The sequence below is a fragment of the Sphingomonas sp. Leaf407 genome (genome assembly GCF_001425385.1).
GTDB lineage: Bacteria > Pseudomonadota > Alphaproteobacteria > Sphingomonadales > Sphingomonadaceae > Sphingomonas.
The window spans coordinates 1138343-1164477 of record NZ_LMQO01000001.1 but is presented as its reverse complement, the minus strand read 5'-3'; the positions used below and the strand labels follow the sequence as shown (position 1 = coordinate 1164477).

Sequence of the window (26135 nt, the reverse complement as noted above, 5' to 3'; positions counted from 1 at the left end):
TCACGCCGCGATCAGGCTGCGATAGAGTGCGGCATAGCGCGCGCCGCTGCGCGTCCAGCTAAAGTCGGCGCGCATCCCCTGCCGCTGGATCGCGCCCCATAGTGATGGCTGGCGATACAGGTCGATCGTCCGGCGCAGCGCGTGGACCAAGCCATCGACACTGACGTCACCGAACTGCACGCCGGTGGCGACACCCGCCGCGACCGCCGCCTCGTTGGCGTCGATCACCGTATCGGCGAGGCCACCGGTCCGCGCCACCACCGGCACGCAGCCATAGGCGAGGCCGTAGAGCTGCGTCAGCCCGCACGGCTCGAACCGCGACGGGATCAGGATCGCGTCGCCACCGCCCTGCAACAGATGCGACAATGCCTCGTCATAGCCGATCCGCACGCCGATCGCGCCGGGATGCCGCCGCGCTGCATCGAGAAACGCGGCTTCGAGCGCGGCGTCGCCCGATCCGAGCAGCGCCAGCCGCCCGCCCAAGGCCACCAGCGTGTCGAGCGTGTCGGCGAGTACGTCCATGCCCTTCTGCCATGTCAGCCGGCTGACCACGACGAAGATCGGGCCATCGCCCCGCGCCAGATCGAACGCCGCCTCAAGCGCACGCTTGTTGGTGCGACGGCGGGCGAGGGTACGGACGGAATAGGGCGCAGGCAGCGCCGTGTCGGCGTGTGGCGACCACACCGCCGGGTCGATGCCGTTGACGATGCCGCTCACCCGGTCGCGGCGGACCTCGATCAGTCCTTCCAGCCCCATGCCGAACGCGGGCCTGCGGATTTCCTCGGCATAGCTGGGCGACACGGTGGTGATCGCCGAGGCGGAGGCCAGCCCCGCCTTCAGCAGCCCGACCCCGCCATAATATTCGACGCCGTCGAGCGCGAACGCCGCGTCGGGCAGGCCAAGGTCAGCGAAGACCGCCGCGTCATAGCGACCCTGGAATGCGATATTGTGGATGGTGACGACGCTCGGCACCGCGCTGTCGGCATAGCGGAGATAGGCCGGGGTCAGCGCCGCCTGCCAGTCATGCGCATGGACCAGATCGAAACCGGTGGCGATGTCCGCCGCCGCGCGCGACAGGGCCGCGAACCGCCGCCAATTGTCCGCCCAGTCGCGTCCGGTCGCATCGGCATAGGGGCCGCCGTCCCGTGCGAACAGCGTCGGCGCGTCGAGCACCAGCAACGGATGCCCGTCGATCGTGCCACCCAGCAGCCGCGCCGGCTCGCCCAGCAGATCATCCCATGTCCGCACCACCTTGCGCGATGCGGCCTTCAGTACCGCCGGATAGCCAGGCAGCAACGTTACCGTCTCGATCCCGTGCGGGGCAAGCGCGGCGGGCAGGGCGCCGACGACATCGGCAAGGCCGCCGGTCTTGACCAGCGGATAGGCTTCGGACGCAACCGACAGAACGCGCATCGACCGCCCTACAGCCGGTCGATCATCGGCTGGGTGATAAGGCACACCCCGCGTTCGGTCCGGCGGAAACGATGGGCGTCCATCACCGGATCCTCGCCGATCACCAGTCCGTCGGGGATCGTCACCCCGGCGTCGACCACGCATTTGGTGAGCCGCGCGCCACGCCCGATCCGCGTCATCGGCAGCACCACCGATTCGTCGATACTGGCGAAGCTGTGCGCGCGTACCCCGGTGCTGAGCAGGCTGCGATGCACGCTGGCACCCGACACGATGCAGTCGCCCGCGATCAGGCTAGACACCGCGCTGCCGCGCCGCCCGTCGAGGTCATGGACGAACTTGGCGGGCGGGGTGATTTCCGAATAGGTCCACAACGGCCAGCTCCGGTCGTACAGGTCGAGCTGCGGCACCACGTCGGTCAGGTCGATGTTGGCTTCCCAATAGGCATCGACCGTCCCCACGTCGCGCCAGTAGGACCCCGGCTCGTCGGCCGAGCGGACGCAGGAGGCGGAGAAGCGATGCGCCTGCGCATGGCCATGGCGGACCAGCCACGGGATCAGGTCCTTGCCGAAATCGCGCGACGATCCTTCCTCATCGGCATCGCGGCGCAACTGTTCGAACAGCAATTCGGTGCGGAACACATAGATGCCGAGGCTGGCGAGCGCCATGTCGGGATTGTCGGGCATCGCCGGCGGATCGGCGGGCTTCTCGACGAAATCGATGATCCGGTCGGTGCCGTCGACGTGCATCACGCCGAAGCCGGACGCCTCCATCCGCGGCACTTCCATACAGGCGACCGTGACGTCGGCCCCCGTATCGCAGTGCTGCTGGAGCATCAGCTCGTAATCCATCTTGTAGATGTGATCGCCCGCGAGGATCACCATATATTCGGGGCGATAGCTCTGGATGATGTCGATGTTCTGATAGACGGCGTCGGCGGTGCCCTCATACCACTGGAACTCGCTGATCCGCTGGCTGGCGGGCAGGATGTCGAAGCTTTCGTTGCGTTCGGGACGCAGGAAGTTCCAGCCGCGTTGCAGGTGGCGGATCAGGCTGTGCGCCTTGTACTGTGTCGCCACGCCGATGCGGCGGATGCCCGAATTGATCGCGTTCGACAGCGCGAAATCGATGATCCGGCTCTTGCCGCCGAAATAGACCGCCGGCTTCGCGCGCGTATCGGTCATCTCGAACAAGCGGCTGCCGCGTCCGCCGGCCAGCACATAGGCCATGGCATCGCGTGCCAATGGTTGCCCCCTACGCTCCATACATCCTCCCCGTTTATCGTTCTAATTGAAACCACATCGTCGCGAGCGGCGGCAGCGTCAGCACGACGCCCCCGTCCTTGCCCTCGACAACGCCCAGATTGCCCAGTCCGCTCCCGCCATAGGCGGATGCATCGCTGTTCAGGATTTCGCGCCAGCGCCCGTTTTCCGACACCGGCACGCGGTAGCCGTGACGCGGCACCGGCGTCATGTTGGCGACGACCAGCACCGGCGGCTCGCCCGGGGCACGCCGCTCCCACGCGAACACCGATTGCGCGGCATCGTCGACCACCGCCCAGTGGAACCCGTCGCCCTCGCAATCGCGCGCATGCAGCGCGGGGGTGTCGCGGTAGCGATGGTTGAGATCGCGCACCAGCAACGACACGCCGGCATGGGCCGGCGCTTCGACGAGTTCCCAGTCGAGCGCGCGTTCCTCCGACCATTCGCGCGCCTGAGCGAACTCCTGCCCCATGAACAGCAGCTTCTTGCCGGGATAGCCCCACATCAACGCATAATAGGCGCGCAGATTGGCGAATTTCTGCCATTCGTCGCCCGCCATCTTCGTCAGCAGCGATCCCTTGCCATGGACGACTTCGTCATGGCTGAGCGGCAGGACGAAATTCTCGGCAAAGGCATAGGTCAGGCAGAAGGTGATGTCGTCATGGTGGTGCTGCCGGTGGACCGGTTCGCGCGCCATGTACGACAGCGTGTCGTGCATGAAGCCCATGTTCCATTTGAACCCGAAGCCCAGCCCCCCTTCATGCGCCGGGCGGCTGACGCCGGGCCACGACGTCGATTCCTCGGCGACGGTGAACACGCCGGGATGCTCGCGGTAGATCGCGCGGTTGGTGGCGCGCAGGAAATCGACCGCTTCCCAATTCTCGCGCCCGCCATCGGCGTTGGGAATCCATTCGCCCGGCTCGCGCGAATAGTCGCGGTAGAGCATCGAGGCGACCGCATCGACGCGCAGGCCATCGACATGATAATGTTCGGCCCAAAACAACGCGTTGTTGACGAGAAACTGCGACACTTCGCGCCGCCCGAAATTATAGATCGCGGTCTGCCAGTCGGGGTGGAAGCCCAGCCGGGGGTCCTCATGCTCGTAGAGTGCGGTCCCGTCGAACTGCGCGAGGCCATGCGCGTCGACCGGGAAATGTGCCGGCACCCAGTCGAGCAGCACGCCGATCCCCGCCTTGTGTGCGCCGTCGACGAAGCGCGCGAACCCCGCCGGATCGCCGAAGCGGGCGGAGGGGGCGTAGAGACCGGTCGTCTGATAGCCCCATGACGGATCATAGGGATGCTCGCTGATCGGCAGAAATTCGATATGGGTGAAGCCCATTTCGACGACATAGGGGATCAGCCGGTCGGCCATCCGGTCCCAATGCAGGAAGCCGCCATCGTCCTCGCGCTGCCAGCTTCCGGCATGGACCTCGTATATCGAGATCGGCACCCGGCGCGGATCGATCGACGCCCAATGCGCGCGGTGCGCCGCATCGTGCCAGTCGTGATCGATCGGCGCGGCGGTGCGCGACGCGGTGGCGGGGCGCAACTCGCTGGCGAAGGCGAACGGATCAGCCTTCAGCGGCAGCAATTGCCCGTCCGGCCCGCGGATGGCGAATTTATACGCCTGCCCCGGTCCGACGTCGGGCAGGAAGATTTCCCATACCCCCACGTCGCCGCGCCGGCGCATCGGGTGGCGCTTCGCGTCCCACCCGTTCCAGTCGCCGACGACGCTCACCACCTGCGCATTGGGAGCCCAGACGGCGAAGTGCATGCCATCGGCGCCTTCGTGGCGGATCGGATGCGCGCCGAGCTTGTCGTGGAGGCGCAGGTGCGTCCCCTCGGCGATCAGGAAATCGTCGGTGGGGCCAAGGACGGGGCCGAAGCTGTACGGGTCCTTCACCCACCATTCGCCGCCGCCGCCGCGCGCGTAATACCACAAAGGCCGGGGCGGGCCGGTGACGATCCCCTCGACGATGCCGTCGCCGACCGGCTTCAACTCGCCGAGCACCGTGCCCGAAAGGTCGTGCGCCAGCACCTTCTGCGCACCGGGCAGCCATGCGCGCACGAAGGTGCCGGCGGGGCCGGCATGCGGCCCCAACAGGGCGAACGGATCGGCTTGCCTGCCTTCAAGGAGCGCGGCGATCGCGTCCGCCGGAGGCGTCACATCACGCCCCAGATGTCGCGGGCATATTCGCCGATCGTGCGGTCGGACGAGAACCAGCCGACGCCGGCCACGTTGCGGATCGCGCTGGCATTCCACCCGGCACGGTCCTGCCAGCGCCGGTCAACGTCGCGCTGCGCGGCGGCATAGCTGTCGAAGTCGGCGGCACACAGGAACCAGTCGCTGTTCTCGATCCCCTCGATCAGCCCGACATAGCGGGTCGGATCGTCATGGCTGAACACCCCGCCCTTGATCGCCGCCAGCGCCTGCGCCAGTTCGGGCGACGCGGCGATCGCCTCGCGCGGGTCGTATCCGGCGGCGCGCTTCGCCGCGACCTCGTCGGCGGTCATGCCGAAGATGATGATGTCCTCTGCGCCGACATGGTCGCGGATTTCGACGTTCGCCCCGTCCAGGGTGCCGATGGTCAGCGCGCCGTTCAGCGCCAGCTTCATGTTGCCGGTGCCCGATGCCTCCATCCCCGCCGTGCTGATCTGTTCGGACAGGTCGGCCGCCGGCATGATCTTCTCCGCCAGCGACACATTGTAGTTGGGGATGAACGCGACGCGCAGCAGATTGCCGACCGCCGGATCGGCGTTCACCCGCCGCGCGACGTCGCCCGCCAGTTTGATGATCTGCTTGGCGTTGTGATAGCTCGGCGCCGCCTTGCCGGCGAACAGCTTCACGCGCGGGGTCCAGTCGCGTTCGGGATGGCTGCGGATCTGGTCGTACAGCGCCACCGTCTCGAGGATGTTCAGCAACTGGCGCTTGTATTCGTGGATGCGCTTCACCTGCACGTCGAACATCGCCTGCGGATCGAGCCGGACGCCCATCGTCTCGCGCAGGTGCTGCGCCAGCCGCGCCTTGTTCGCGCGCTTCACGCTCTCGAACTTCTCACGGAACGCGGTGTCGTCGGCGAAGGGGCGCAGGTCGGCCAGTTTCGCCGCGTCGTCGAGGAAGCCGTCGCCGATCGCCTCGCGAATCAAGGCGGTGAGCGCCGGGTTGCTCTCGAACAGCCAACGCCGGGGCGTGATGCCGTTGGTCTTGTTGTTGATCCGGGTGGGATAGAGCCGGTGGAGATCGGCGAAGACCGTCTGCTTCATCAGGTCGGTATGCAGCGCCGCGACGCCATTGACGCTGTGGCTGCCGACGAACGCTAGGTTCGCCATCCGCACCCGCCGCTCGCCGCCCTCGTCGATCAGGCTGATCGACGAGATCGCGCCGTCGTCGATCCCCTTGGCGCGTGCCTCGCGCAGCACTTTCGCGTTGATCGCATAGACGATCTGCATGTGCCGGGGCAGCAGCCGCTCGAAGAGAGGGAGGGGCCAGCTTTCCAGCGCCTCGGGCAGCAGCGTGTGGTTGGTATAGCCGAACGTCGCCTTGGTGATCGTCCATGCCTCGTCCAGATCGAGCGCGTGTTCGTCGATCAGCAGCCGCATCAGCTCGGCGACCGACACCGCCGGATGCGTGTCGTTCAACTGGATCGCCGCCTTGTCCGCCAGCGTGCGGATGTCGCCGGAATACTGGACGTGGCGGCGCACAATGTCCTGGATCGAGGCGGAGGAGAAGAAATACTCCTGCCGCAGCCGCAGCTCCTGTCCGGCCGGGGTCGCATCGGCCGGATAGAGGACGCGGACCAGCGTTTCGGCACGCACCTGTCCGGCCAGCGCGCCTTCATGGTCGCCGGCGTTGAACCGGTCGAGCCGGATCGGGTCATAGGCGCGCGCGGTCCACAGCCGCAGCGTGTTCACCCGGGCCCCGCGCCAGCCGATCACCGGCGTGTCGACCGCCATCGCCTCGACCATCTCGGCCGGGTGCCAGTGGACCGCGCCATTCTCGTCGCCCGTCACCTCGCCGCCGAAGCCGACCGGATAGGCGCTCTCGCGCCGCTCGAACTCCCACGGATTGCCGTGGCGCAACCACGTTTCGGGCAGCTCCACCTGCCAGCCATTGTCGATCCGCTGGCGGAACATGCCATTCACATAGCGGATGCCATAGCCATAGGCGGGCAGATCGAGCGTCGCGAGGCTTTCCATGAAGCACGCCGCCAACCGGCCGAGGCCACCGTTGCCGAGTGCGGCATCGGGTTCCTCGTCCTCCAGCGTCGACAGGTCGACGCCGAGCGAGGCCAGCGCCGCGCGCACCTCGTCGCTGCGCGACAGATTGGCGATCGCGTCGCGCAGCAGCCGCCCGATCAGGAATTCGAGGCTGAGATAATAGACCCGCTTCGCGCCATCGGCATGCGCCTGCTTGCTCGACGTCATCCAGCGTTCGATCACGTCGTTGCGGACGGTCAGGATCGTGGCTGCCAGCCAGTCGTGTGGCAGCGCGGCCTGCGCGTCCTTGCCGATCCGGTGGATCAGCGTGTCGAGAATGGCATCGGCGAGCGGTGGCGTGGGCGAAGCGACGGCGGCAAGGGCAGGCTGGGTCACGCGGGCTCCTGAATCGGACAAGACGACAGTATCGATTGCGAAACGCTTGTCACGCGCAATACGTATGCGTGATGACGCTCGTTCCGACCGCAGAACAAAATATGCGGCGGTGCAACGATATTGGCGGTTTTCAGCCGATCGTAATGCTATCCGGCGTTGCTGGGCCGCACTCCTGCCATCGACTATCCGACCAGCACGACATGCAGGAACCGCGGTCCATGCGCGCCGCGGACATATTGCCCTTCAATATCGGTTGTCCCCGACACGCCCGTCACCCAGTAATGCGCGCGATGCCCGGCCAGACCGGCGGGAATATCCTCCAGCCGGTCGACCAGCGTGTCGGCCGCCAGCACGACGATGTGGTGCAGCGTCAGGAAGTTGGGCAGCATCGGTGCATCGGGCGCGGTTTCGAACACCAGCGACCCGCTTTCGGCAACGCCCGCCTTCGCCACCGCCAGCGCCGCCGGCTGATCGGGCAGCGCGGTATCGGTGATCGCGAAGCCCGACCAGTCGAGCCCGAGCACCGCCGGATCGGGCGGCAGGTAGAGCGCCGGCCCGAGGCCCGCCTCGCCCAGATAGCGCCCGACCGCCGCCGGCAGCGCGTCCAGCGCCCCGATCCGCTCGATCGTCGCCGACACGCTCGGTGCCGCCAGCCGGCCGGCGAATCGTTCGGCGAGCGTGCCCGCCGGTTCGGGTGGCCGCTCGTTGCCGCGCACCAGCGCTGCCGCCTGTTCGGCGAGGTCCGCCGGCACCGCGCGGCGCAGCTTGTCGAGGATCGCGTCGCGCGCGCTCATCGCCGCTTGCCCCTGGCATATTGCGCCATGAACGTGCCGCCTTCCGGTGCCGGCATGTCGCGGTGCGCGGTCCATGCCCCGGCCAGCGGCAATCTGGCGATCCAGCCGCGCTTCGCCAGCAACCGCATCGACTGCACCGCCGCCGCGCTCGCCAGCCGGTAGAGCCTGGGCCGCAGCACCAGCCGTCGCCACCAGCCCAGCCCCTGCCGCATCGTCACCGGCTCCAGCCCCTCGCGCCAGCTCTTCTCGCGCCAGCCGCGCAACAGGGTGGGGAGGGGGATGTTGACCGGGCATACCTCCTGACACCGTCCGTTCATCGTGCAGGCGTGCGCCAGATCGCGGTTGGCCGACAGCCCGTCGAGCGCCGGGGTCAGCACCGCGCCCATCGGCCCGGGATAGGTGCCGCCATAGGCATGGCCGCCGACCTGCCGGAACACGACGCAGTGGTTCATGCACGCCCCGCAACGTATGCAGCGCAGCATGTCTTTCAGCGCCGCATCGTCGCGCATCGCGCTGCGGCCGTTGTCGACCAGCACGATGTGCATTTCCGCCGGTCCGTCGCGGTCGTCGCCACGTTTCGGCCCGGTGTAGAAGCTGGTATATTGCGTCAGCGCCGCACCGGTCGCCGATCGCGCCAGCATCCTGAGCATATGGATCGCATGCGGCATCGACGGCACCAGCTTTTCGATCCCCGCCGTCACGATATGGACACGCGGCGGCACGATCGACAGTTCGGCATTGCCTTCGTTGGTGACGGTGCAGATGCTTCCCGTATCGGCGATCAGGAAATTGGCGCCCGAGATGCCGACATCGGCGCCCAGCATCCCCACGCGCAAATGTCGCCGGGCGCTCTCCGCCATCGCGGCGATGCTTTCCTCGACATGCGGGTCGGCGTGCTTCGCGCGGAACAGCTCGGACACCTGTTCGCGGGTCTTGTGCATCGCCGGCCAGACGATGTGCGACGGCCGTTCGCCCGCCAACTGGATGATATGTTCGGCCAGATCGGTTTCGATCCGCTCGATTCCCGCCTCGGCCAGCGCGTGGGGCAGGCCGATCTCCTCTCCCAGCATCGATTTCGACCGCGCGACCGATTTCGCCCCCGCCTTGCGGCAGAGATCGACGACGATCTTGGCGGCCTCGTCGGCGGTCTGCGCCCAATGGACCTGCGCGCCCGCCGCAATCGCGTTCGCCTCGAACTGTTCCAGATAATGGCCGAGATTGGCGATCGTGTGATCCTTGATCGCCGCCGCCCGCGCACGGGCATCCTCGAACGCCGGAAACGCCGCCACCGCCGCCGCGCGCTTGGCCTCGGCGGTGCCGGCGGTGCGTTCGACCGCGATCTTCAGGATCGGATCGGCCAGCGCCAGCTCGACCCGTTGTCCAAAGCTCATCGCGTTTCCCCGATCGCCGGGCCATCGCCCATGCCCGCCAGCACCTCGACGGTGTGGAACGCGCGCACCCCGCTGCCGCGCCGGTGCAGCTTACCCGCCATGTTCATCAGGCAGCCGAGATCGCCCGCCAGCAGCAGCGCCGCGCCACTGTCCTCGATCGCCTGCGCCTTTTCCTCGACCACCGCGTTCGAGATGGCGGGATATTTGACGCAGAAGGTGCCGCCGAACCCGCAGCAGGTTTCCGCGCCTTTCAGCGCCACCTGCTCCAGCCCGGCGACCGCGCCGAGCAGCGCGCGCGGCTGACGTTTGACGCCCAGTTCGCGCAAGCCGGAACAACTGTCGTGATAGGCCGCGCTCGTCGCAAGCACGACGCCGGCGGGCCGCCAGCCCTGTGCGTCGAGGAACGAAAGGATCTCATGCGTTTTGGCCGACACCGCTTCCGCCCGCGCCAGCCATGCCGGATCGTCGGCGAACAATTCGGGATAATGGGCCTTGATCGTGCCGCCACACGATCCGCTCGGCACCACGATCGTGTCGTACGGTTCGAGGACCGCGATCGTCGCCCTGGCGATTTCCACCGCGCCCGCCCGGTCGCCCGAATTGAACGCCGGCTGCCCGCAACAGGTCTGCCCCTGTGGTACGACGACGTCGAACCCGGCTTCTTCCAGCACCTTGATGCTGGCGAAGCCGATCGACGGCCGCATCGCATCGACCAGACAGGTGACGAACAGGGCGACGGTCGGTCGGGTCACAGTCCGTGCCGCTTCGCCCAGGCGAAGAACAACCGCGTCCACGGGGCCGGTTGTCCGTCGATCGTGACCCCAAAGCCATGGCCACCGATTTCGGGCAGATAGGCTTCGGCCGGTACCTTCGCCCGGCGCAGCGCGGCGAGCAGCGCGATGCCGTTGTCGACCGACACGACCCGGTCATCGATCGCATGGGCGATGAACGTCGGCGGGCTCGCCGTCGTGATCCGCGCGTCGGTGCGATAACGCAGCGCGACGTCGGGCGCGGGGGTCTTGCCCAGCAACTGGTCCTGCGATCCCCGGTGGGTGCCCGGCACCCCCATCAACGCGACCGGATACAGCAGCCCCGCCGCGCGCACACCCAGCGGCTGGGCATCGGCGGCATCGACCGCGCGGTACGTCTCGTCACCGCGATACGCCAGCATCGCCGCCAGATGCCCGCCGGCGGAAAAGCCCATCACCCCGATCCGGTCGATCGCGACGCCATTGGCCTTCGCCTCGGCCTTGACGAGCCGCAGCGCGCGCTGCGCGTCCTGCAACGGTGCATCGGGTCCCGCCGCCCACGGATCGCCCGGCAGGCGATATTTGAGCAGATAGGCGTGATAGCCCTGATCGGCGAAGAATTGCAGCAACGCCCGGCCACCATTGCCGATCGCGACGCGCAGATAGCCGCCGCCGGGGATCAGCAGGATCGCCGCGCCATTGGGTTTGGCCGGGGCGACATGCGCCATCGTCGGCGTGGTGACATGGAGGAAGGCGGTGTCGTCCTTCGGACCGGTCGGCGAGCGCGGGATTTCCTGCTCGACCTCGGTCACTTTCTCGCCGCCGGGTGCCTTGCCCGGCCAGATCGGACGATAGGTCAGGGGGGCAGGGGCCTGCGCCGGCAGCGCGGCGGCAAGCCCCAGCGCCACCGTACCGCCCAGCAGCGTCCGCCGTGCGAGGATCACCGACATGCCGTGCTTCCGAGCGGCGTCGTCCGCGTCAGGTCGGGGCGATCCTTCGCCACCTTCGCCGCCACTGGCAGCCCGGTGCGCGCCAGATCGGCGGCGATCAGTTCGGCGATGCCGCGTGCGCCCAGTTCGCTGAAATGGGTGTCGTCGGCGATGCCGTCCTTGAACCCCGGCCAGCGTCCCGCCGGATAATGGAGGAACAACGCCTTCGACGGCTCGATCCCCTTGCCGTCGACCCAGCCGCGCGACGACGCTTCGAGGTCGATCAACTGCGTGCCCGTCGTCGCCGCGATGTCGCGCACCACCGCAGACCATGGGGCGAAGTCCGCCTTGGTCCTGCCGTCCGGCCCGAACGAGCGCCGCGTGACCGGGGTGATGAGGATCGGCGTCGCCCCGCGCCCCTTCGTCTCCCACACCATCCGCAGCAGATTGTCGTGATACAGCGTCGCCGCCGGAGCATAGCGTTCGGGCTTGTTCTGGCTGGCGTCGTTGTGGCCGAACTGGATCAGCACCACGTCGCCGGGCTTCAGGTCGGCCATGATCTTGTCCCACCGCCCCTCGGCGATGAAGCTCTTGGTCGAACGGCCACCCATCGCCCGGTTCTCGACCTTCACGTCGCCGGTGAGGCCGCACGGCAGCATCTGTCCCCAGCCGGTCTGCGGATAGCGATCCTGCTTGTAGGTCTGCGCGGTCGAATCCCCGGCGATGAAGATCGTCTCGGCGGTGGCCGGCGCGGCGGCCAGCAGCGCGAGGGCGAGTGCGAGCGGCCTCACTGGAGGTTCACGAACATGCCGCCGTCGACCAGCAGCGCCGCGCCGGTGACATAGGCTGCCATATCGGAGGCGAGGAACACGATCGGCCCGACCATGTCCTCAGGACTTCCCAGCCGGCCGAGCGGCACGCGGCTTTCCATATACTTGCGCTTGCCCTCGTCGGCGAGGTCGTCCTTGTTGATCTCGGTCAGGATCGTGCCCGGCAGCACCGAATTGCAGCGGATGCCGTGGCGGCCCAGCGCTATGGCGGTCGACTGCATCAGCGAATGGACCCCCGCCTTGGTCGGCGTATAATGCGTCTGATATTCGCCGCCGACCAGCGCCGAGATCGAGGAAACGGCGACGATCGCGCCGCCTTCGCCCTGCTCGACCATCGCCCGCGCCGCCGCCTGGCACATGTAATAGGCACCGTGCAGGTTGACGCGCAGCGTCCGCTCCAGCGTTTCCGCGGGCATTTCGAGGAAGCTGTGGAACGGGCAGATGCCGGCGTTCGACACCATCACGTCGACCCGACCGAACTCGGCCACTGCCTTCGCGACGAAATCGGTCGCGGTCGCGGCCTCGGCCACGTCGCCCTTGATCGCGAAGCCGCGCTGACCCGTAGCCTCGATCGCGGCGATACAGGCATCGGCGTCGGCATCGCGGCTGTGATAGTTGATGACGACGTTCGCGCCAGCTTGCGCCGCGCCGATCGCCGCCGCGCGACCGATGCCGGTCGACGCCCCCGTTACCAATACCGTCTTGCCTTCCAACAGCTTCATCATGCTCTCCACATCATTTCCGGCGTCGCTTCTGCAATGCCTGGGTTTCGGGGGACCAGCCGAGATCGCGGCTGATCCGCTCGGCGGTGCCGCGCACCTCGACGCTCAGCGTCGCCATGCGGGCATCGTCCATATATTGCGCGGCGCTCGACACGCTGATCGCGCCCGCGATCCGCCCCGACGCATCGCGCACGGGGGCGGCAACGCAGCGGATCAGATCCTCGTTTTCTTCCAAGTCATAGGCATGGCCGCTGGCGACATAGCCGCGCATCCGCTCCAGCCACACCGCGAAGTCGGGGCGGCGCGTGCCCGGCGGATGTTCCGCCTCGAACACCCGGGTCCAGTGCGCCTCGTCGTCGTCGAGCAGCAGCGCCTTGCCCAGACCGGTCGAGGTCAACGGCTGGCGATCGCCGATCCGGCTGGAGATGTCGACGCGCCGCCGCCCCGGTATCTTGTCGAGATACAGCGCCAGATTATCGTCCAGCCGCCCGAAATGGACGGTATCCTCGCTCTGCGCGGCCAGTTCCTCGATCCGCGGCCGGGCGATCTGCACGATGTCGGCCTGTCCCTGCGCCAGAAAACCGAGCTGCAACAGCTTCGGCCCCAACAGATAGCCCTCGCGCGGCAGGAAGGTGAGGAAACCCCGGTCGATCAACGCATTGGCAAGGCGGTGCGTCGTCGAGCGCGTCAGCCCCATGCGCTGCGACAGTTCGGCCAGCTTCACCGGCCCGTCGATCACCTGATCGAGCAGGTCGAGCCCGCGCACCAGCGTCTGGCTGCCTTGCGTCTTGTTCTCTGGCCTGGCCCCCGTTTCCAGCGGAACGGCGGCGTCGGACGGCGATTCTTCGTTTGACGGGTTCTGTCTCATCTAGTAGCACCCTATCCCATAAAGTGAGAAAGTAAACCAGCCGGAGCGGATGTTTCGCGGCACTCGCCGCAAAAAGGGTTCCAACTATTCGACCATATGCCGACATCGTACCACATGATGGTACGGCTTGGCGTGTGGTTTTCCAGTTCAGTCGGCGGCGGGCAAGTGCGCGCGCCCAAGGATAAGGTGTGGCAATGAAGGCGGCGCTTCCCAGGATCAAACACGTCCGCGCGTTCACCGTACGTGGCGGCGGTGCGGATTATCACGACCAGCAGGGCTATCACTGGATCGACGATCACATCGCGACGCCGATGAGCCGCTATCCCGAATATCGCCAGTCGCGCCAGAGCTTCGGTATCAACGTGCTCGGCACGCTGATCGTCGAGATCGAGGCGGAGGACGGCACGATCGGCTTCGCGGTCACGACCGGCGGCGAACCCGCCTGCTTCATCGTGGAAAAGCATCTCGCCCGCTTCCTCGAAGGCCGCAGCCCGACCGAATATGAGAAGATCTGGGACCAGATGTACTTCTCGACCCAATATTACGGGCGCAAGGGACTGGTGGTGAACGCCATTTCCGGCGTCGACCTCGCGCTGTGGGACCTGCTCGGCAAGCTGCGCGACGAGCCGGTGTACCAGATGCTGGGCGGTGCGGTGCGCGACGAGCTGCAATTCTACGCGACTGGCGCGCGGCCCGATCTGGCGAAGGAAATGGGCTTCATCGGCGGCAAGATGCCGCTGCACCACGGCCCCGCCGAGGGCGTCGAGGGGCTCAAGAAGAATATCGCCGAACTGGCCGAGATGCGTAGCCGCGTCGGCCCGGACTTCTGGCTGATGTGGGATTGCTGGATGGCGCTCGACGTCGACTATGCCACCCGCCTCGCCCATGCCGCGCACGAACACGGCCTGAAGTGGATCGAGGAGGCGATCAGCCCCGACGATTACTGGGGCTATGCTGAACTCAAGCGCAATGCGCCCAAGGGAATGCTGGTGACGACCGGCGAGCATGAGGCGACCCGCTGGGGCTTCCGCATGCTGCTGGAGATGGACTGTTGCGACATCATCCAGCCCGATGTGGGCTGGTGCGGCGGCGTGACCGAACTGCTCAAGATCAGCGCGCTGGCCGATGCGCGCGGCAAGCTGGTCGTGCCGCATGGATCATCGGTCTACAGCTATCATTTCGTCGTCACCCGGCATAATTCGCCGTTCGCCGAATATCTGATGATGGCGCCGGAGGCCGATCATGTGCAGCCGATGTTCCACCCGCAGTTGATCGGCGAACCCATCCCCGAAAACGGCCGGATGCGGACCAGCAATCTCGACGCGCCCGGCTTCGGGGTCGAACTGAACCGCGACCTGCCGATGCACCGCCCCTTCGAGCACTGAGAGACAGCCCATGAAATTCTGCCGCTACGGAACCCAGGGTAACGAGAAGCCTGGCGTCGTCGATAACGACGGCAACATCCGCGACCTGTCGGGCGTGGTGTCCGACATCACCGTCGATGCCATCGCCGGGCTGGACGTCGACATCGACAGCCTGCCCGTCGTCGACGGAACGCCGCGCTACGGCGTGCCGGTGAAGGGCATCGGTAAGATCGTCGCGATCGGGCTGAACTATGCCGATCATGCCGCCGAATCGAACCTGCCGGTGCCGGCCGAACCGATGATGTTCATGAAGGCGCTGTCGTCGCTGACCGGCCCGAACGACGAGGTGATGATCCCCAAGGATTCGACCCATACCGACTGGGAGGTCGAACTGGCGGTCGTGATCGGCAAGACCGCGCGCTACGTGTCGAAGGAGGACGCGCTCTCCCACGTCGCCGGCTTCGCCATCGCCAATGACGTGTCGGAACGCTTCAACCAGAAGCAGCGCGGCAGCCAGTGGTCAAAGGGCAAGGGCCACGACAGCTTCTGTCCCGTAGGCCCGTGGCTGGTGACGCCCGACGAGGTCGGCGACCATCAGGATCTCGCCATGTTCCTCGACGTGAACGGCGAGCGGATGCAGACCGGCAACACGAAGACGATGATCTTCGACGTCGCCGAACTGATTGCCTACGTCAGCGAATATATCACGCTGTATCCGGGCGACCTGATGATTACCGGCACGCCGCCGGGCGTGGGCGAGGGCAAGAAGCCGAACGCCATCTATCTGAAGGCGGGCGACACGATGAAGCTCGGCATCGCAGGGCTTGGCGAACAGAACCAGCAGGTCGTCGAATGGCGCAACCTTGGCGACGCGGTGCTCGGATGACCATCTACGAAGGGCGCTTCGCCGGCCGCACCGCCGTCGTCACCGGCGGAGCCTCCGGCCTCGGCCGGGCGACCGCCAGGCGCATCGTCGCGGAGGGCGGACAGGTCGCGCTATGGGACCTGAACGAAGCCGCGCTGGCGCAGGCGAAAGAGGATGTCGGCGCGACCCACGTCGTGGCACTCGACATTTCGGACGCCGCCGCGGTCGCGCGGGCCGCGACCGACAGCCATGCCGCGCTCGGCGGCCGGATCGACGTGCTCGTCTGTTCGGCCGGGATCACCGGGGCGACCGTCCCGTTGCACGAATTTCCGATCGATAGCTGGCTGCACGTCGTCAACGTCAATCTGAACGGGCTGTTCTACTGCAACCGCGCGGTCGTGCCGCTGATGCTGGCGGGCGGCTATGGCCGGATCGTCAACGTCGCTTCGGTGGCGGGCAAGGAAGGCAATCCCAATGCCAGCGCCTATTCGGCGACCAAGGCGGGGGTGATCGGCCTCACCAAGTCGCTTGGCAAGGAACTGGCGGGCAAGGGCGTCATCGCCAACGCGCTGACCCCGGCGACGTTCGAAAGCCCGATCCTCGCGCAATTGCCGCAGAGCCAAGTCGATTACATGCGCTCGAAAATCCCGATGGGGCGGCTGGGCGAAGTCGACGAAAGCGCGGCGATGGTCTGTTTCATGGCCAGCGAGGAATGCAGCTTCACCACCGCCTCGACCTTCGACACCTCGGGCGGACGGACGACGTTCTGACGACCGACCGTACCTCCGCGCAGGCGGGGGTCCAGCGCCAAGCCGAACAACGGCTGGCGATCGTTACCCTGGACCCCCGCCTGCGCGGGGGTACGGGATGCAAAGGAGAGCGAACGCCATGGCCGGGCTGCCCTTCATCGATGCCCATGTCCATCTGTGGGACCTCGATCATCTCCGCTATCCGTGGCTGACGCCGCCGTTCGCCGACGATGGCCCCAACGGCTCGGTCGAACCGATCGCGCGCACCTATCTCCTCGACGATTACCGTGCAGATGCGGGTGCATGGGACGTGCGCGGCATCGTCCATGTCGATGCCGGTGCTGAGGCGAGCGCAGCGCTCGACGAGACTCGCTGGTTGCAGGGAATGGCAGATACGGCGGGAATGCCGAATGCGATCGTCGCCTTCGCCGACCTGTCGCACCCCGACGTCGACACGTTGCTGGCCGCCCACGCCGCGCATGCCAACGTCCGCGGCATCCGCCACATCGTCAACTGGCACGCCGACCCGCGCCGCACCTACACCCCGCGCGATGTGACGCACGACGACGCATGGGCGGCCGGCTATGCCCGGCTGGCGGCACACGGGTTGAGCTTCGACCTGCAAGCCTATCCCGGCCAGTTTCCTCACCTCGCGCGGCTGATCGAGCGCCATCCCGAAACGCCGGTGATGGTCAACCACATGGGCATGTGCGTGCCCGGCGAGGAAGCCGAATGGCGCGCCGGGCTGACCGCGCTCGCCGCCCTGCCGCATGTTGCGATCAAGCTGTCGGGCATCGGCTTCACCTACCGGTCATGGACGCTTGAGCAGGCGAGGGGCCTCGTCCTCACCGCGATCGACCGGTTCGGCACCGACCGGGCGATGGTCGCCAGCGACTTCCCGACCGACAAGCTCTTCGGCAGCTTCGCCGCCACGCTTGGCGCGTACGACACGATCACCGCCGATTTCGGCGACGCCGAACGCCGCGCGCTGTTCGCCGGCAATGCCAACCGCCTCTATCGACTGGGCCTGACGCTATGACCCCCAACCCGTTGACCGGCGTGCTCTATCACTGGCTGGGCGGTTTCGCCTCGGCCAGCTTCTACGTGCCCTATCGCGGCGTGAAGCGCTGGTCGTGGGAGATCTACTGGCTGACCGGCGGCATTTTTTCGTGGGTGCTGGCACCGTGGTTTTTCGCATCGATCCAGACCAACGACCTGCTCGGCGTGTTCGCTGCGACGCCGACCAGCACATTGTTGTGGCCGGTGTTCTTCGGCATCCTGTGGGGGTTCGGCGGGCTCGGCTATGGTCTGGTGATGCGTTACCTCGGCCTGTCGCTCGGCATGGCGGTGGTGCTGGGGCTATGCACCGTGTTCGGCACGCTGATCCCGCCGCTATTCACCGGCGAGTTCGCCGCCAAGCTGCTCGACACGCCCTCGGGCAACATCATCCTGCTGGGGCTCGGGCTGACGATCGCCGGCATCGTCGTGGTCGCGCTGGCGGGGGCGAAGAAGGATCAGGCGCTGTCGCCCGAACAAAAGGCCGCCGCCGTTGCCGAATTCGATTTCCGCAAAGGCATCGTCGTCGCGATCTTCGCCGGGATCATGTCCGCCTGCTTCGCCTTCGGTCTTGCCGCGGGCGAGCCGATCAAGGCGCTGTCGGCGGCAGCGGGCACCGGACCGTTGTGGACCGGGCTGCCGGTGCTGTGCCTCGTCATGTTCGGCGGCCTGTTGACCAACGCGGTGTGGTGTACGATCCTGATCGCGCGCAACCGCAGTGCCGGGCAATGGCTGGGGCGGGGCGAGGCGAAGGGCGCGCCGATGGCGCTCAACTTCGCGCTGTGCGCGCTGGCCGGCACCGCCTGGTATTTCCAGTTCTTCTTCTACACCATGGGCGAAAGCCAGATGGGGCGGTACGGCTTTTCGAGCTGGACGCTGCACATGGCGTCGATCATCATCTTCGGCACGCTCTGGGGCTTCGCGCTGCGCGAGTGGAAGGACGCCGCCCCCAGGACCCGCGCGCTGGTGTGGGCCGGGGTCGGCCTGCTGATCCTCGCGACGATCGTCATCGGCTACGGCAACATGATCGGGGGGTGAGTCAGCGCAACGGCCGCACCACTGACGTCTCGCGATCCACCGACAACACCCCGCCGTCCTCGCGCAACTCGGCGATCTGGAGCACGCTGCGCCGGTGCCAACGCGGGTCGCGCGCCGCCTCCGCCTCGCCCGACTGGTGGACGAAATAGACGATGAACGCCCGGTCGCCGACCACGACGATGTCGGGATGCTGCCCTTTTGCCCGGTCGGTCGGCCGCATACCCGTCCCGGCCAGAAGATAGCCCGGCTGCCGGGTCCAGTGCGTCGCATCGCGTGAGGATTGCACCAGCAACCCCCGCCACGCATCGCTCACCAGCCACCATTTTCCACGCCAGCGCACCACCTTCGGCCCTTCGCCCGGCGTGTCGGTCACGGTGCCCTTCACCACCCAGCGCTTCAGGTCGCGGCTGTCGGCGTATTTGATCGCCTTGCCCGCACGTTCGTCGTTGAACCACAGCCGGTAGCGCCCGCGCCCCAGCACCGCGACGCTGGCGTCGATCACCCGATCCGATCCCAGATCGAGCCGCTCGCCACAGTCCCAGCGTTTCAGGTCCGGGCTGGTCAGGTGGACGAGGAAGCGGGCTGCGTTCCAGTCGCGGAACACGCCGGGCACCACCGTCAGCCACATATGCCACCGCCCGCCGATCCGCTGTACCTCGGGCGCCCATAAGGTGGCGCCGGTGCAGGCCTTCGGGATCGCCGCCGTGCCGCCGTAGCGCCAGCGCACCCCGTCCATTGACCGGGCGACGCCGATCGCGGTGCCATGCACCCACGATACGTCCTTCTCATCCGCGAGCGGCAAATCGGCGCGACGGTTGGTGTAGAACATCACCCATTCACCGGTCCGCGCATCGCGCACCGTCGAGGCATCCGCCGCGCCGTCGTGCACCGGATCGCGCCACAGCGGCACCGGCGCGACCATGGCCGCCTGCGCCAGCACCGCTGCCCAGATCATCGCGGCGGCTTCGTCACGTCGACGCCGTCCCACACGTCGACGTCAGGGTCGAACGGTTCGACATAGTCCGGGTTGGCGACCCGATTTTTGCCCCATAGCTGATGGTGTCGCCAGCCCGACAGATCCTCGACCACTGCCTTGTGCAGCGGATCGGGCGGGGTCGGATCGCCCGAGCGCAGCCGTTCGATCTCTTCCATCAAGATACCGTGCGTCGCCGGCGTCAGCCTGAAGCGTAGCGAGACGATAATGCCCAGCACCAGCACGCCGAGCGTTCCCACACCCAGCAGGACGGCAATGGTGTGAATTGCCTGCGGGGTCTGCACCTGCGCGCCCGACACGAAGCCGCCGGCCTGGATGATGAGGCCGACGCCCGCCACCGCCACCGCCTGCGTGAATTTGCGTACGAAGGTCATGACCCCGGCGAAGCTGCCCTCGCGCCGCTGGCCGGTCACGATCTCGTCCACGTCGGCCATGTAGTTGTACGTCGCCCACGGGATATAGTTGAGCGCGCCGCGCCCCAGGCCCGCCAGACCGATCGCCAGATAGATCAGCGGGCTGGTCGCGGTGGTGCCGCCCGCCCACAGCGACAGCAGCACGATCACGCCGAGCCCGAACGTCACCGCCGCCAGCCGATAGGCGAAGGCGGGCGAGGCGCGCAGCGCGAGGTTGATCGCGATCACCACCGCGACGAACTGCACGATATACATGGTGCCGAGCAGCCCGGATGCCATCGCCGTGGTTCCGGCCAGCGCGAAGATCACGAAGAAGGTGAAGGCCGCGTTGAAGATGTCCTGGCTGATATAGCCGCCGAGATACATGCCGAGGTGCAGCCGGAATGCGCGGATGCGCATCGTCGAGAACAGGTTGCGGTACAGCGCCTTGAACGCCGATCCGATGCCGCCCTCCTTGCGCGCGCTGGGCAGCGCGTCGAGGGGCAACGGCCGCTCCCAACTGAAGCGATACAGAAACGCCGCCGTCGCCATGAACAGCACGGCGAAGATGATCCCCATGTAGAAGAAGGTCGAGGCGCTGTCGCGGCCGAGATAATTGATGAGCCACAGCGGCAGGAACCCGGCAAGGATCGCCGCCGTCTGCCCGAACAGGATGCGGAAGCCCGCGAACTTCGCCTTGGTCTTGTAATCGGTCGACATTTCCGCCGCGAGCGTCTCGTACGGGATGATAACCATCGCATAGACCAGCTCGAAGCCGACATAGCTGACGAGATAATACCAGAAGCTCATCCCCGGCAGCCACATCAGCGCGAAGCTGGGCAGCAGCGGGATCGCCGCGAGGATGAAGAACCGCCGCCGCCCGAACCGGCGGCCGAGCGCGGTGGTGCCGAAATGGTCGGAGACATAGCCGATGACCGGCGACGCGATCGCATCGAGGATGCGCGCGACCGCGAAGATCAGCGCCGCCTGTCCGGCGGTGAGGCCGCAGAACTGGGTGTAGAATATCAGCACCCAGCCTGAGATGACCGCCATCGATCCCGCGCCAAGCACGTCGTTCGATCCATAGGCGAGGTAGTTTATCAGCCGGACGGGGCGTTTGGCCGGGGGGGCGGAAATCACGCGCGCACTCTCCTATGCACATCCCGGACTTGCGCATCCGGCGTCATCATGCTCATAATGTGAAGCGCTATCATACTATGTGGAACATCTACAAGCGCGAATGGAGAGTGACATGGCGGTGCGATCCTTGTTCGCCGGCGCGGCGATGCTGGCGATGGCGTGGCTGCCGATGGTGCCGGCGGTGGCGAAGCCAGCGGCCGATTGGGTCGATGCGACCACCGGCCACCGCGTGATCCGCATCAGCCGCGTGCCCGACAGCACCAGCCTGTATTTCCACCAGAACAGCTATACGCCGCAGGGCGACCGCATGGTCGTGAGCGTCCCCGGCGGGATCGCGACGATCGATCTCGCGACATGGGAGATGAAGCCGCTCGTCTCCGGTCCTGGCATCACCCTGTTGTTCACCGGGCGGCGCACTCGCACCGCCTATTACGCCACGCAGCTTCGCAACGACGCCAGCGGCCCCTCGACCATTCACGCGGTCGATATTGACACGGGCAGGACGCGCAAGGTCGCCGACGTGCCCGGCGGGTCGATCGGCTCGATCAACGCCGACGAGACGCTGTTGCTGGGGCAGGTCGCGCTGGGGGAAGGCGGCCTGCGCCCCGACGGCACGCGGCAGGACGGCCGCCACACCCCCGGCCGCGTCGTGGGGCCGGGTGAGGCCGATTACCGGGCGACGCGCGCCGACGGCACGCCCTACAGCTTCGCCGAGGCCAAGGAACGCCGGCTGAACGAACGGCTGGAGGCGCGCATCCCGATGGAAATCTTCACCATCGATCTACGCACCGGGCAGCGCCACGTCGTCACCGCCTCGACCGACTGGCTGAACCATATCCAGTTCTCGCCGACCGACCCGCAGCAGATCATGTATTGCCACGAAGGACCGTGGCACAAGGTCGACCGCATCTGGACGATCCGCGCCGACGGATCGGGGAAGAGGCTGATCCACACCCGCACGATGAACATGGAGATCGCCGGCCACGAGTTCTTCTCCGCCGACGGCAAGAGCATCTGGTACGATCTGCAAACCCCGCGCGGCGAGGTGTTCTGGCTGGCGGGCTATGACCTGACCTCGGGCAAGCGCCGCTGGTACAAGGTCGACCGCAACCAGTGGTCGGTCCATTACAACCAGATGCCCGGCGGCCGGCGTTTCTCAGGCGACGGTGGGGACGCCGAAATGGTCGCGCACGCGCCCGACGGCAAATATCTATATCTCTTTACGCCCAAAGCCATTCCCGACGTCGCCGACATCCACGCGGCCAACGCCGACCGCCTGATCGTGCCCGGCACACTGGAGGTCGAGAAGCTGGTCGACATGCGTCGCCACGACTATCGGCTCGAACCCAACATGACCTTCACCCCCGACGCGAAATGGGTCATCTTCCGCGGCAATTTCGAAGGTGCCACCCACATCTACGCGGTCGAGGTGGCGAAGAAATAGTGGTTCGGGGTGGGCAGTTGCACCCACAACGCTCCCCGGAAAAGCGCCGACGCGCTACCTCCGCCGGGCAACCACCCGATCGACCAGCACGCCGCCCCCTGTCGCCGCCAACGTCAACGAATGTCGTCCACCGCCGACGCTGCCCGGCACCGCCACCACGATCCGGTTGTCGAGTACCGCCTGCGCCCACGCCGCATCTCCGGTCGTCCGCGCGACGACGAGCCGCTCGTCGCGCCCGTCGACCCCGACCTCGACCACCAGCGGCGCACCATCGGCATCCGGGTAGGTTGGCAGCACCTCGACCGAAAGCACCCATTCGCCCGCCGGCAGTTCGACCGGGACCGTTCCCGTCACCCGCCTGCCCGGCGTCGAGGCGAACACCGTTCCGCCGCGTCCCAGCCCGGCAACCTGCCGCCAGCCGCCCCGCATCGTCGACAGATCGACGGCTACATCCCCCGATGCCGCCACAGCAGGCGCGGGGACCAGCGGCCCGCCCAGCGCCGGCACCACCGGCGGCACGGTGCGATAGGATCGCCACTGGCCGTCCGCCGGCTCGACCGCCATGAACCCGCGCCACTTGCCGCTGTTGTACCGATCGGTCAGCGCCGCGATCCGCCGGTCGGCCGCCTGCGCCCGCGTTGCCTCGGCCAGCGCGGCGGGCAGGTCGCGGTCGCGCAGCCGGTCGTGCGCTTCGCCGGCGAACACCCGCTCGTTCGCCATCGCCGCCGCCTCGACTGGATAGCGCACCAGTTGGAAGAACGCCTCGCGCCGTTCGGCCGGAACCTGCAGCTCGATCGCGTCGACCCGCGCCACCAGCGCGGCGAACGCCGCCCGCCTTGCCGCCACCTCGTTCGGCGGCATCGCTCTCGCGCGCGCCTTCTGCCCCGGCAGCCACCATTGCAGATGCTCGGGCCGCCGCGCGAAGTTCAGCCGGTGATACTCGTCCATCACCGCCGCGATCACATCGGCCAGTCCGGGCGCGACAATCTCCGCCGCCCAGTCGCGCACGAAGCCGGCACGCGCCCGTACGCCGATGTCCCAGCCGAGCGACAGGAAATAGTCGGTCGCTAGCTCGGCGGGTTTCAGGTCGCCGACATTGGCGATCCACATCTCGCGCGCGCCCAGATCATAGGCCCGCCCCATCTCCTCGCCGATCAGCGCGGGCGGGGTGGTCGACAGCCACAGATAGCTGAGCGGCGCGCCCAGATACGACAAGTGATAATAGATGCCATGCCCACCTTGCCGCGCGCGTTCGGCCGGCTGGGGCAGGCGGCGGATATAGCCGAAATTGTCGTCGGGCCACATCAGCGTCACATCGCCCGGCACCTTCAACCCGGCGCGGTAGATGTCGAGCACCTCCTTGTACGGCGTGAACACCTGCGGCCCCTTCACCCCGTTCAGCATCGCGCGCTGGTCGGTCAGGATGCGCGTCACCAGCGCCTGTTTCTCCGCCATCGTCGCCGCACCGACGATCCCGCTGTCATGGATGCCGCGCATCCCCAGCGTCCACGCACTCTCATAGCCGCCGTTGGTCGCCACCCGTTCGCGCCAATAGGCGGCGACCCCGGCCGGGTTGCGCGCATAGTCGAAGTCCGCCGCCGGCGCGGTCCATTCGCCGACGTTGTTGCGCAGCATTGGCTCGGCATGGCTCGACCCCATGACGATCGCATAGCGATCGGCCAGCGCGGCATTGGCCGGGTTCGCGTTGAACGCCGGCGTCACCTTGTGCATCGCCGGCCACAGCATGTTCGCCTTCAGCCGCAGCAGCAGCCCGAACAGCTTGCCATAGGTTTTGGGGCCGATCCCCTTCGCCTCGGGCTCGAAGTTGGTCGCAGCCCATGGGTGCAGCCCCCAATCCTCGTCGTTGAGGAAGATGCCGCGATATTTGACCGACGGCCCGGCGAAGCGATGCGTGCCCTTCGCGACATACAGCGCCGCGCGCCGCTGTGGCGTGACGTCCGCCCACCAGTTCCACGGGCTGACCCCGATCGCGCGCGACAGGTGATAGGCGCCGAACGCCGTGCCCCGCCGGTCGCTGCCGACGATCACCAGCGCCTGCGCGACTCCCGGTGCCGGCCGGTCGACCGTGGCGATGCGGAACTGCTCCCACGCGCCGGTCAACCCGCGCGTATCGATCCGGCGCTTGGCCGCCAGCCGGTCGATCGCGGCATTGTGTCCCAACGTCCCGATCCAGATCTGCCGCCCGCCCGCCGCCGGCTGCGTACCCAGCACGCTGACGAGGTCGCCGCGAAGATCGGCGGCGGCGATGCCCACTACCGCCGCGTCACCCGGATCGCTTACGACCTGCGCCCCGGCCAGCGCGAAGCCGCCCGGCGTCTCGCCCACCAGATCGCGGGCAGGGGCGGCGACCGGCAGCAGCACGCCGGCCACCACCATGATCGCCGCCCGTCGCATCAGATGTACGTCCGCAGGAATTCGGCCAGCGCGCAGACGGCAAGGCTCTGGCCGTATGGCATCGAGGTCAGCGCAATATCCTTGTAGAACTGCTGGGTATCGCCCATCGCCGTGCCGAAGCTGACTTGGCGCAACTCGCCCTTGTCGTCGATATTGGCCAGCACGCCACGCACCGCCTTGATGCCGACCGCCTCGTAATGGCGCGGCAGATAGCCCTTCCGCACCGCCTTCAGGATGCCATAGGCGAAACCGGCGGCGGCCGATGCTTCCAGATAGCTCGTCGGATCGACGATCAGCGTATGCCACAGCCCGCTCTCGTCCTGCGTCTCGGCCAACGTCTTCACCTGCGCGGCCAGCGTATCGATCAGGAAGGTGCGGAACGCATCGCCGACCGGCAGATCGAGGATCTCGATAATCTCGGGGATTGCAATCGTGACCCAGCAATTGCCGCGCGCCCACAGCGCCTCGGCGAAATTGTGCCGCCCGTTGAAGTCCCAGCCGTGGAACCAGAGCCCGGTCTTCTTGTCGAACAGATATTTGATGTGGACGAGGAACTGGCGCTTCGCCTCCTCGACATAGTGCGGGCGACCCAGCAGCAGGCCGATCTTGGCGAGCGGCAACACGCTCATCATCAGCGTGTCGTCCCACATCTCGCCCGGGTTCTCGTCGTTGTAGACGATGTGCTGGAACCCGCCCTCTTCGGTCTTCGGCAAGCCGTCGGGAGCCATCAGCCATTCGGCCCAGGTGTCGAGATAGGGGATGTAACGCGGATCGGGCTCATGCTCGTAGAGATAGGCAAGCGTGATGAACGGCGCGACCGTGTTGATGTTCTTGGTCGGCGTGCCTTCGGCGAAGCGATCCTCGAACCACTGCTTGATGATCGCCAGCGCGGCCTTGTCGCCGGTCTGCTCATAATAGCGCCACATGCCGAACAGGCCGACGCCGTGGGTCCATTCCCAGCCGGCCCAGCCCTTGGTGTCGATGATCCGTCCGTCGTCGAGGTGGAGGAGGAATTCGCCCGTCTCGTCCTTGATGTTGACGAGGTTGTCCATCAGCAGGACGATGGCATCGTTCACCTGTTGGCGGGGAATGTCGTGGGTCAGCGCGGCCATGATTGCTCCGGTAGAAAA

At 67.0% G+C, this 26135-nt stretch carries 21 protein-coding genes; 6 read left to right on the top strand and 15 right to left on the bottom strand.

Annotation, left to right across the window (positions count from 1 at the left end):
- The 11 genes from glgA to ASG37_RS05180 all read right to left on the bottom strand — a co-directional run bounded on the left by glgA (nucleotide 1) and on the right by ASG37_RS05180 (nucleotide 13548).
- Complete coding sequence (gene glgA / locus ASG37_RS05230) at nucleotides 1-1413, bottom strand: glycogen synthase GlgA (protein ID WP_055756683.1); 1413 nt, start codon at nucleotides 1411-1413, stop codon at nucleotides 1-3.
- An 8-nt stretch (nucleotides 1414-1421) separates the two neighbouring features.
- Nucleotides 1422-2675, bottom strand: a complete 1254-nt coding sequence (gene glgC, locus ASG37_RS05225; RefSeq protein ID WP_082448372.1) for a glucose-1-phosphate adenylyltransferase — start codon at nucleotides 2673-2675, stop codon at nucleotides 1422-1424.
- A gap of 13 nt (nucleotides 2676-2688) precedes the next feature.
- The gene (glgB, locus tag ASG37_RS05220; protein ID WP_055756680.1) at nucleotides 2689-4839 is read right to left on the bottom strand and encodes a 1,4-alpha-glucan branching protein GlgB; all 2151 of its coding nucleotides are present in this window, start codon (nucleotides 4837-4839) and stop codon (nucleotides 2689-2691) included.
- Nucleotides 4836-7265: a glycogen/starch/alpha-glucan phosphorylase gene (locus ASG37_RS05215; RefSeq protein ID WP_082448370.1), complete on the bottom strand. Its 2430-nt coding sequence runs from the start codon at nucleotides 7263-7265 to the stop codon at nucleotides 4836-4838. Before ASG37_RS05215 ends, glgB begins: the two co-directional genes overlap by 4 nt.
- Before the next feature lie 182 nt (nucleotides 7266-7447).
- A complete protein-coding gene (locus ASG37_RS05210; RefSeq protein WP_055756678.1) occupies nucleotides 7448-8059 on the bottom strand; it encodes a LutC/YkgG family protein in 612 nt (203 codons plus the stop codon).
- Nucleotides 8056-9450: a lactate utilization protein B gene (locus tag ASG37_RS05205; RefSeq protein WP_055756675.1), complete on the bottom strand. Its 1395-nt coding sequence runs from the start codon at nucleotides 9448-9450 to the stop codon at nucleotides 8056-8058. Before ASG37_RS05205 ends, ASG37_RS05210 begins: the two co-directional genes overlap by 4 nt.
- Nucleotides 9447-10202 (bottom strand): (Fe-S)-binding protein, encoded by a 756-nt coding sequence (locus ASG37_RS05200; RefSeq protein ID WP_055756673.1) that lies wholly within the window; start codon nucleotides 10200-10202, stop codon nucleotides 9447-9449. Before ASG37_RS05200 ends, ASG37_RS05205 begins: the two co-directional genes overlap by 4 nt.
- On the bottom strand, nucleotides 10199-11149 hold the full coding sequence (locus ASG37_RS05195; RefSeq protein WP_055756671.1) for an alpha/beta hydrolase: 951 nt from the start codon (nucleotides 11147-11149) through the stop codon (nucleotides 10199-10201). Before ASG37_RS05195 ends, ASG37_RS05200 begins: the two co-directional genes overlap by 4 nt.
- Nucleotides 11140-11919 carry a rhamnogalacturonan acetylesterase gene (locus tag ASG37_RS05190; RefSeq protein ID WP_055756669.1) on the bottom strand — a complete coding sequence of 260 codons (780 nt, stop codon included), beginning with the start codon at nucleotides 11917-11919 and terminating at the stop codon, nucleotides 11140-11142. Before ASG37_RS05190 ends, ASG37_RS05195 begins: the two co-directional genes overlap by 10 nt.
- Nucleotides 11916-12680: an SDR family NAD(P)-dependent oxidoreductase gene (locus ASG37_RS05185; RefSeq protein WP_055757361.1), complete on the bottom strand. Its 765-nt coding sequence runs from the start codon at nucleotides 12678-12680 to the stop codon at nucleotides 11916-11918. Before ASG37_RS05185 ends, ASG37_RS05190 begins: the two co-directional genes overlap by 4 nt.
- 13 nt (nucleotides 12681-12693) lie before the next feature.
- Nucleotides 12694-13548, bottom strand: a complete 855-nt coding sequence (locus ASG37_RS05180) for an IclR family transcriptional regulator (RefSeq protein ID WP_055756668.1) — start codon at nucleotides 13546-13548, stop codon at nucleotides 12694-12696.
- Between the two features lie 194 nt (nucleotides 13549-13742).
- Between ASG37_RS05180 and rhmD the strand changes: the two genes are divergently transcribed.
- The 5 genes from rhmD (at nucleotide 13743) to rhaT (ending at nucleotide 18620) form a co-directional block, all read left to right on the top strand.
- Entirely contained in the window at nucleotides 13743-14933 is a 1191-nt protein-coding gene (rhmD, locus tag ASG37_RS05175) for an L-rhamnonate dehydratase (protein ID WP_055756666.1), read from the top strand.
- A gap of 10 nt (nucleotides 14934-14943) precedes the next feature.
- Complete coding sequence (locus ASG37_RS05170; protein ID WP_055756664.1) at nucleotides 14944-15798, top strand: fumarylacetoacetate hydrolase family protein; 855 nt, start codon at nucleotides 14944-14946, stop codon at nucleotides 15796-15798.
- Nucleotides 15795-16547: an SDR family NAD(P)-dependent oxidoreductase gene (locus ASG37_RS05165; RefSeq protein ID WP_055756662.1), complete on the top strand. Its 753-nt coding sequence runs from the start codon at nucleotides 15795-15797 to the stop codon at nucleotides 16545-16547. Before ASG37_RS05170 ends, ASG37_RS05165 begins: the two co-directional genes overlap by 4 nt.
- 118 nt (nucleotides 16548-16665) lie before the next feature.
- A complete protein-coding gene (locus tag ASG37_RS05160; protein WP_055756660.1) occupies nucleotides 16666-17565 on the top strand; it encodes an amidohydrolase family protein in 900 nt (299 codons plus the stop codon).
- A complete protein-coding gene (gene rhaT, locus ASG37_RS05155) occupies nucleotides 17562-18620 on the top strand; it encodes an L-rhamnose/proton symporter RhaT (protein WP_055756658.1) in 1059 nt (352 codons plus the stop codon). The genes ASG37_RS05160 and rhaT overlap by 4 nt, the downstream gene beginning before the upstream one ends.
- A gap of 1 nt (nucleotide 18621) precedes the next feature.
- Here rhaT and ASG37_RS05150 read toward each other — a convergent pair whose 3' ends face one another.
- Complete coding sequence (locus ASG37_RS05150; RefSeq protein ID WP_055757359.1) at nucleotides 18622-19575, bottom strand: family 43 glycosylhydrolase; 954 nt, start codon at nucleotides 19573-19575, stop codon at nucleotides 18622-18624.
- Nucleotides 19572-21146, bottom strand: coding sequence for an MFS transporter (locus tag ASG37_RS05145; RefSeq protein ID WP_082448368.1), 1575 nt, complete (start codon nucleotides 21144-21146; stop codon nucleotides 19572-19574). The genes ASG37_RS05150 and ASG37_RS05145 overlap by 4 nt, the downstream gene beginning before the upstream one ends.
- Nucleotides 21147-21264: 118 nt before the next feature.
- Here ASG37_RS05145 and ASG37_RS05140 point away from each other — a divergent pair, with 118 nt between their 5' ends.
- Nucleotides 21265-22590, top strand: a complete 1326-nt coding sequence (locus ASG37_RS05140; RefSeq protein ID WP_055757357.1) for an oligogalacturonate lyase family protein — start codon at nucleotides 21265-21267, stop codon at nucleotides 22588-22590.
- A gap of 54 nt (nucleotides 22591-22644) precedes the next feature.
- Here the strand turns inward: ASG37_RS05140 and ASG37_RS05135 are convergent, their stop codons facing one another.
- Both ASG37_RS05135 and ASG37_RS05130 read right to left on the bottom strand, forming a co-directional pair.
- Complete coding sequence (locus ASG37_RS05135) at nucleotides 22645-25005, bottom strand: glycosyl hydrolase 115 family protein (protein WP_055756656.1); 2361 nt, start codon at nucleotides 25003-25005, stop codon at nucleotides 22645-22647.
- Nucleotides 25005-26117, bottom strand: coding sequence for a glycoside hydrolase family 105 protein (locus ASG37_RS05130; RefSeq protein ID WP_055756654.1), 1113 nt, complete (start codon nucleotides 26115-26117; stop codon nucleotides 25005-25007). The genes ASG37_RS05135 and ASG37_RS05130 overlap by 1 nt, the downstream gene beginning before the upstream one ends.
- Nucleotides 26118-26135: the final 18 nt, after the last annotated feature.

Bases quoted from the DNA above. Each gene is read 5' to 3' on its own strand.
- rhaT (WP_055756658.1), top strand. From the start codon at position 17,562: ATGACCCCCAACCCGTTGACCGGCGTGCTCTATCACTGGCTGGGCGGT.
- rhmD (WP_055756666.1), top strand. From the start codon at position 13,743: ATGAAGGCGGCGCTTCCCAGGATCAAACACGTCCGCGCGTTCACCGTA.
- ASG37_RS05185 (WP_055757361.1), bottom strand. From the start codon at position 12,680: ATGAAGCTGTTGGAAGGCAAGACGGTATTGGTAACGGGGGCGTCGACC.
- ASG37_RS05195 (WP_055756671.1), bottom strand. From the start codon at position 11,149: ATGTCGGTGATCCTCGCACGGCGGACGCTGCTGGGCGGTACGGTGGCG.
- ASG37_RS05130 (WP_055756654.1), bottom strand. From the start codon at position 26,117: ATGGCCGCGCTGACCCACGACATTCCCCGCCAACAGGTGAACGATGCC.
- glgA (WP_055756683.1), bottom strand. From the start codon at position 1,413: ATGCGCGTTCTGTCGGTTGCGTCCGAAGCCTATCCGCTGGTCAAGACC.
- ASG37_RS05180 (WP_055756668.1), bottom strand. From the start codon at position 13,548: ATGAGACAGAACCCGTCAAACGAAGAATCGCCGTCCGACGCCGCCGTT.
- ASG37_RS05210 (WP_055756678.1), bottom strand. From the start codon at position 8,059: ATGAGCGCGCGCGACGCGATCCTCGACAAGCTGCGCCGCGCGGTGCCG.
- ASG37_RS05150 (WP_055757359.1), bottom strand. From the start codon at position 19,575: ATGATCTGGGCAGCGGTGCTGGCGCAGGCGGCCATGGTCGCGCCGGTG.
- ASG37_RS05165 (WP_055756662.1), top strand. From the start codon at position 15,795: ATGACCATCTACGAAGGGCGCTTCGCCGGCCGCACCGCCGTCGTCACC.
- ASG37_RS05170 (WP_055756664.1), top strand. From the start codon at position 14,944: ATGAAATTCTGCCGCTACGGAACCCAGGGTAACGAGAAGCCTGGCGTC.
- ASG37_RS05160 (WP_055756660.1), top strand. From the start codon at position 16,666: ATGGCCGGGCTGCCCTTCATCGATGCCCATGTCCATCTGTGGGACCTC.
- glgC (WP_082448372.1), bottom strand. From the start codon at position 2,675: ATGGAGCGTAGGGGGCAACCATTGGCACGCGATGCCATGGCCTATGTG.
- ASG37_RS05205 (WP_055756675.1), bottom strand. From the start codon at position 9,450: ATGAGCTTTGGACAACGGGTCGAGCTGGCGCTGGCCGATCCGATCCTG.
- ASG37_RS05135 (WP_055756656.1), bottom strand. From the start codon at position 25,005: ATGCGACGGGCGGCGATCATGGTGGTGGCCGGCGTGCTGCTGCCGGTC.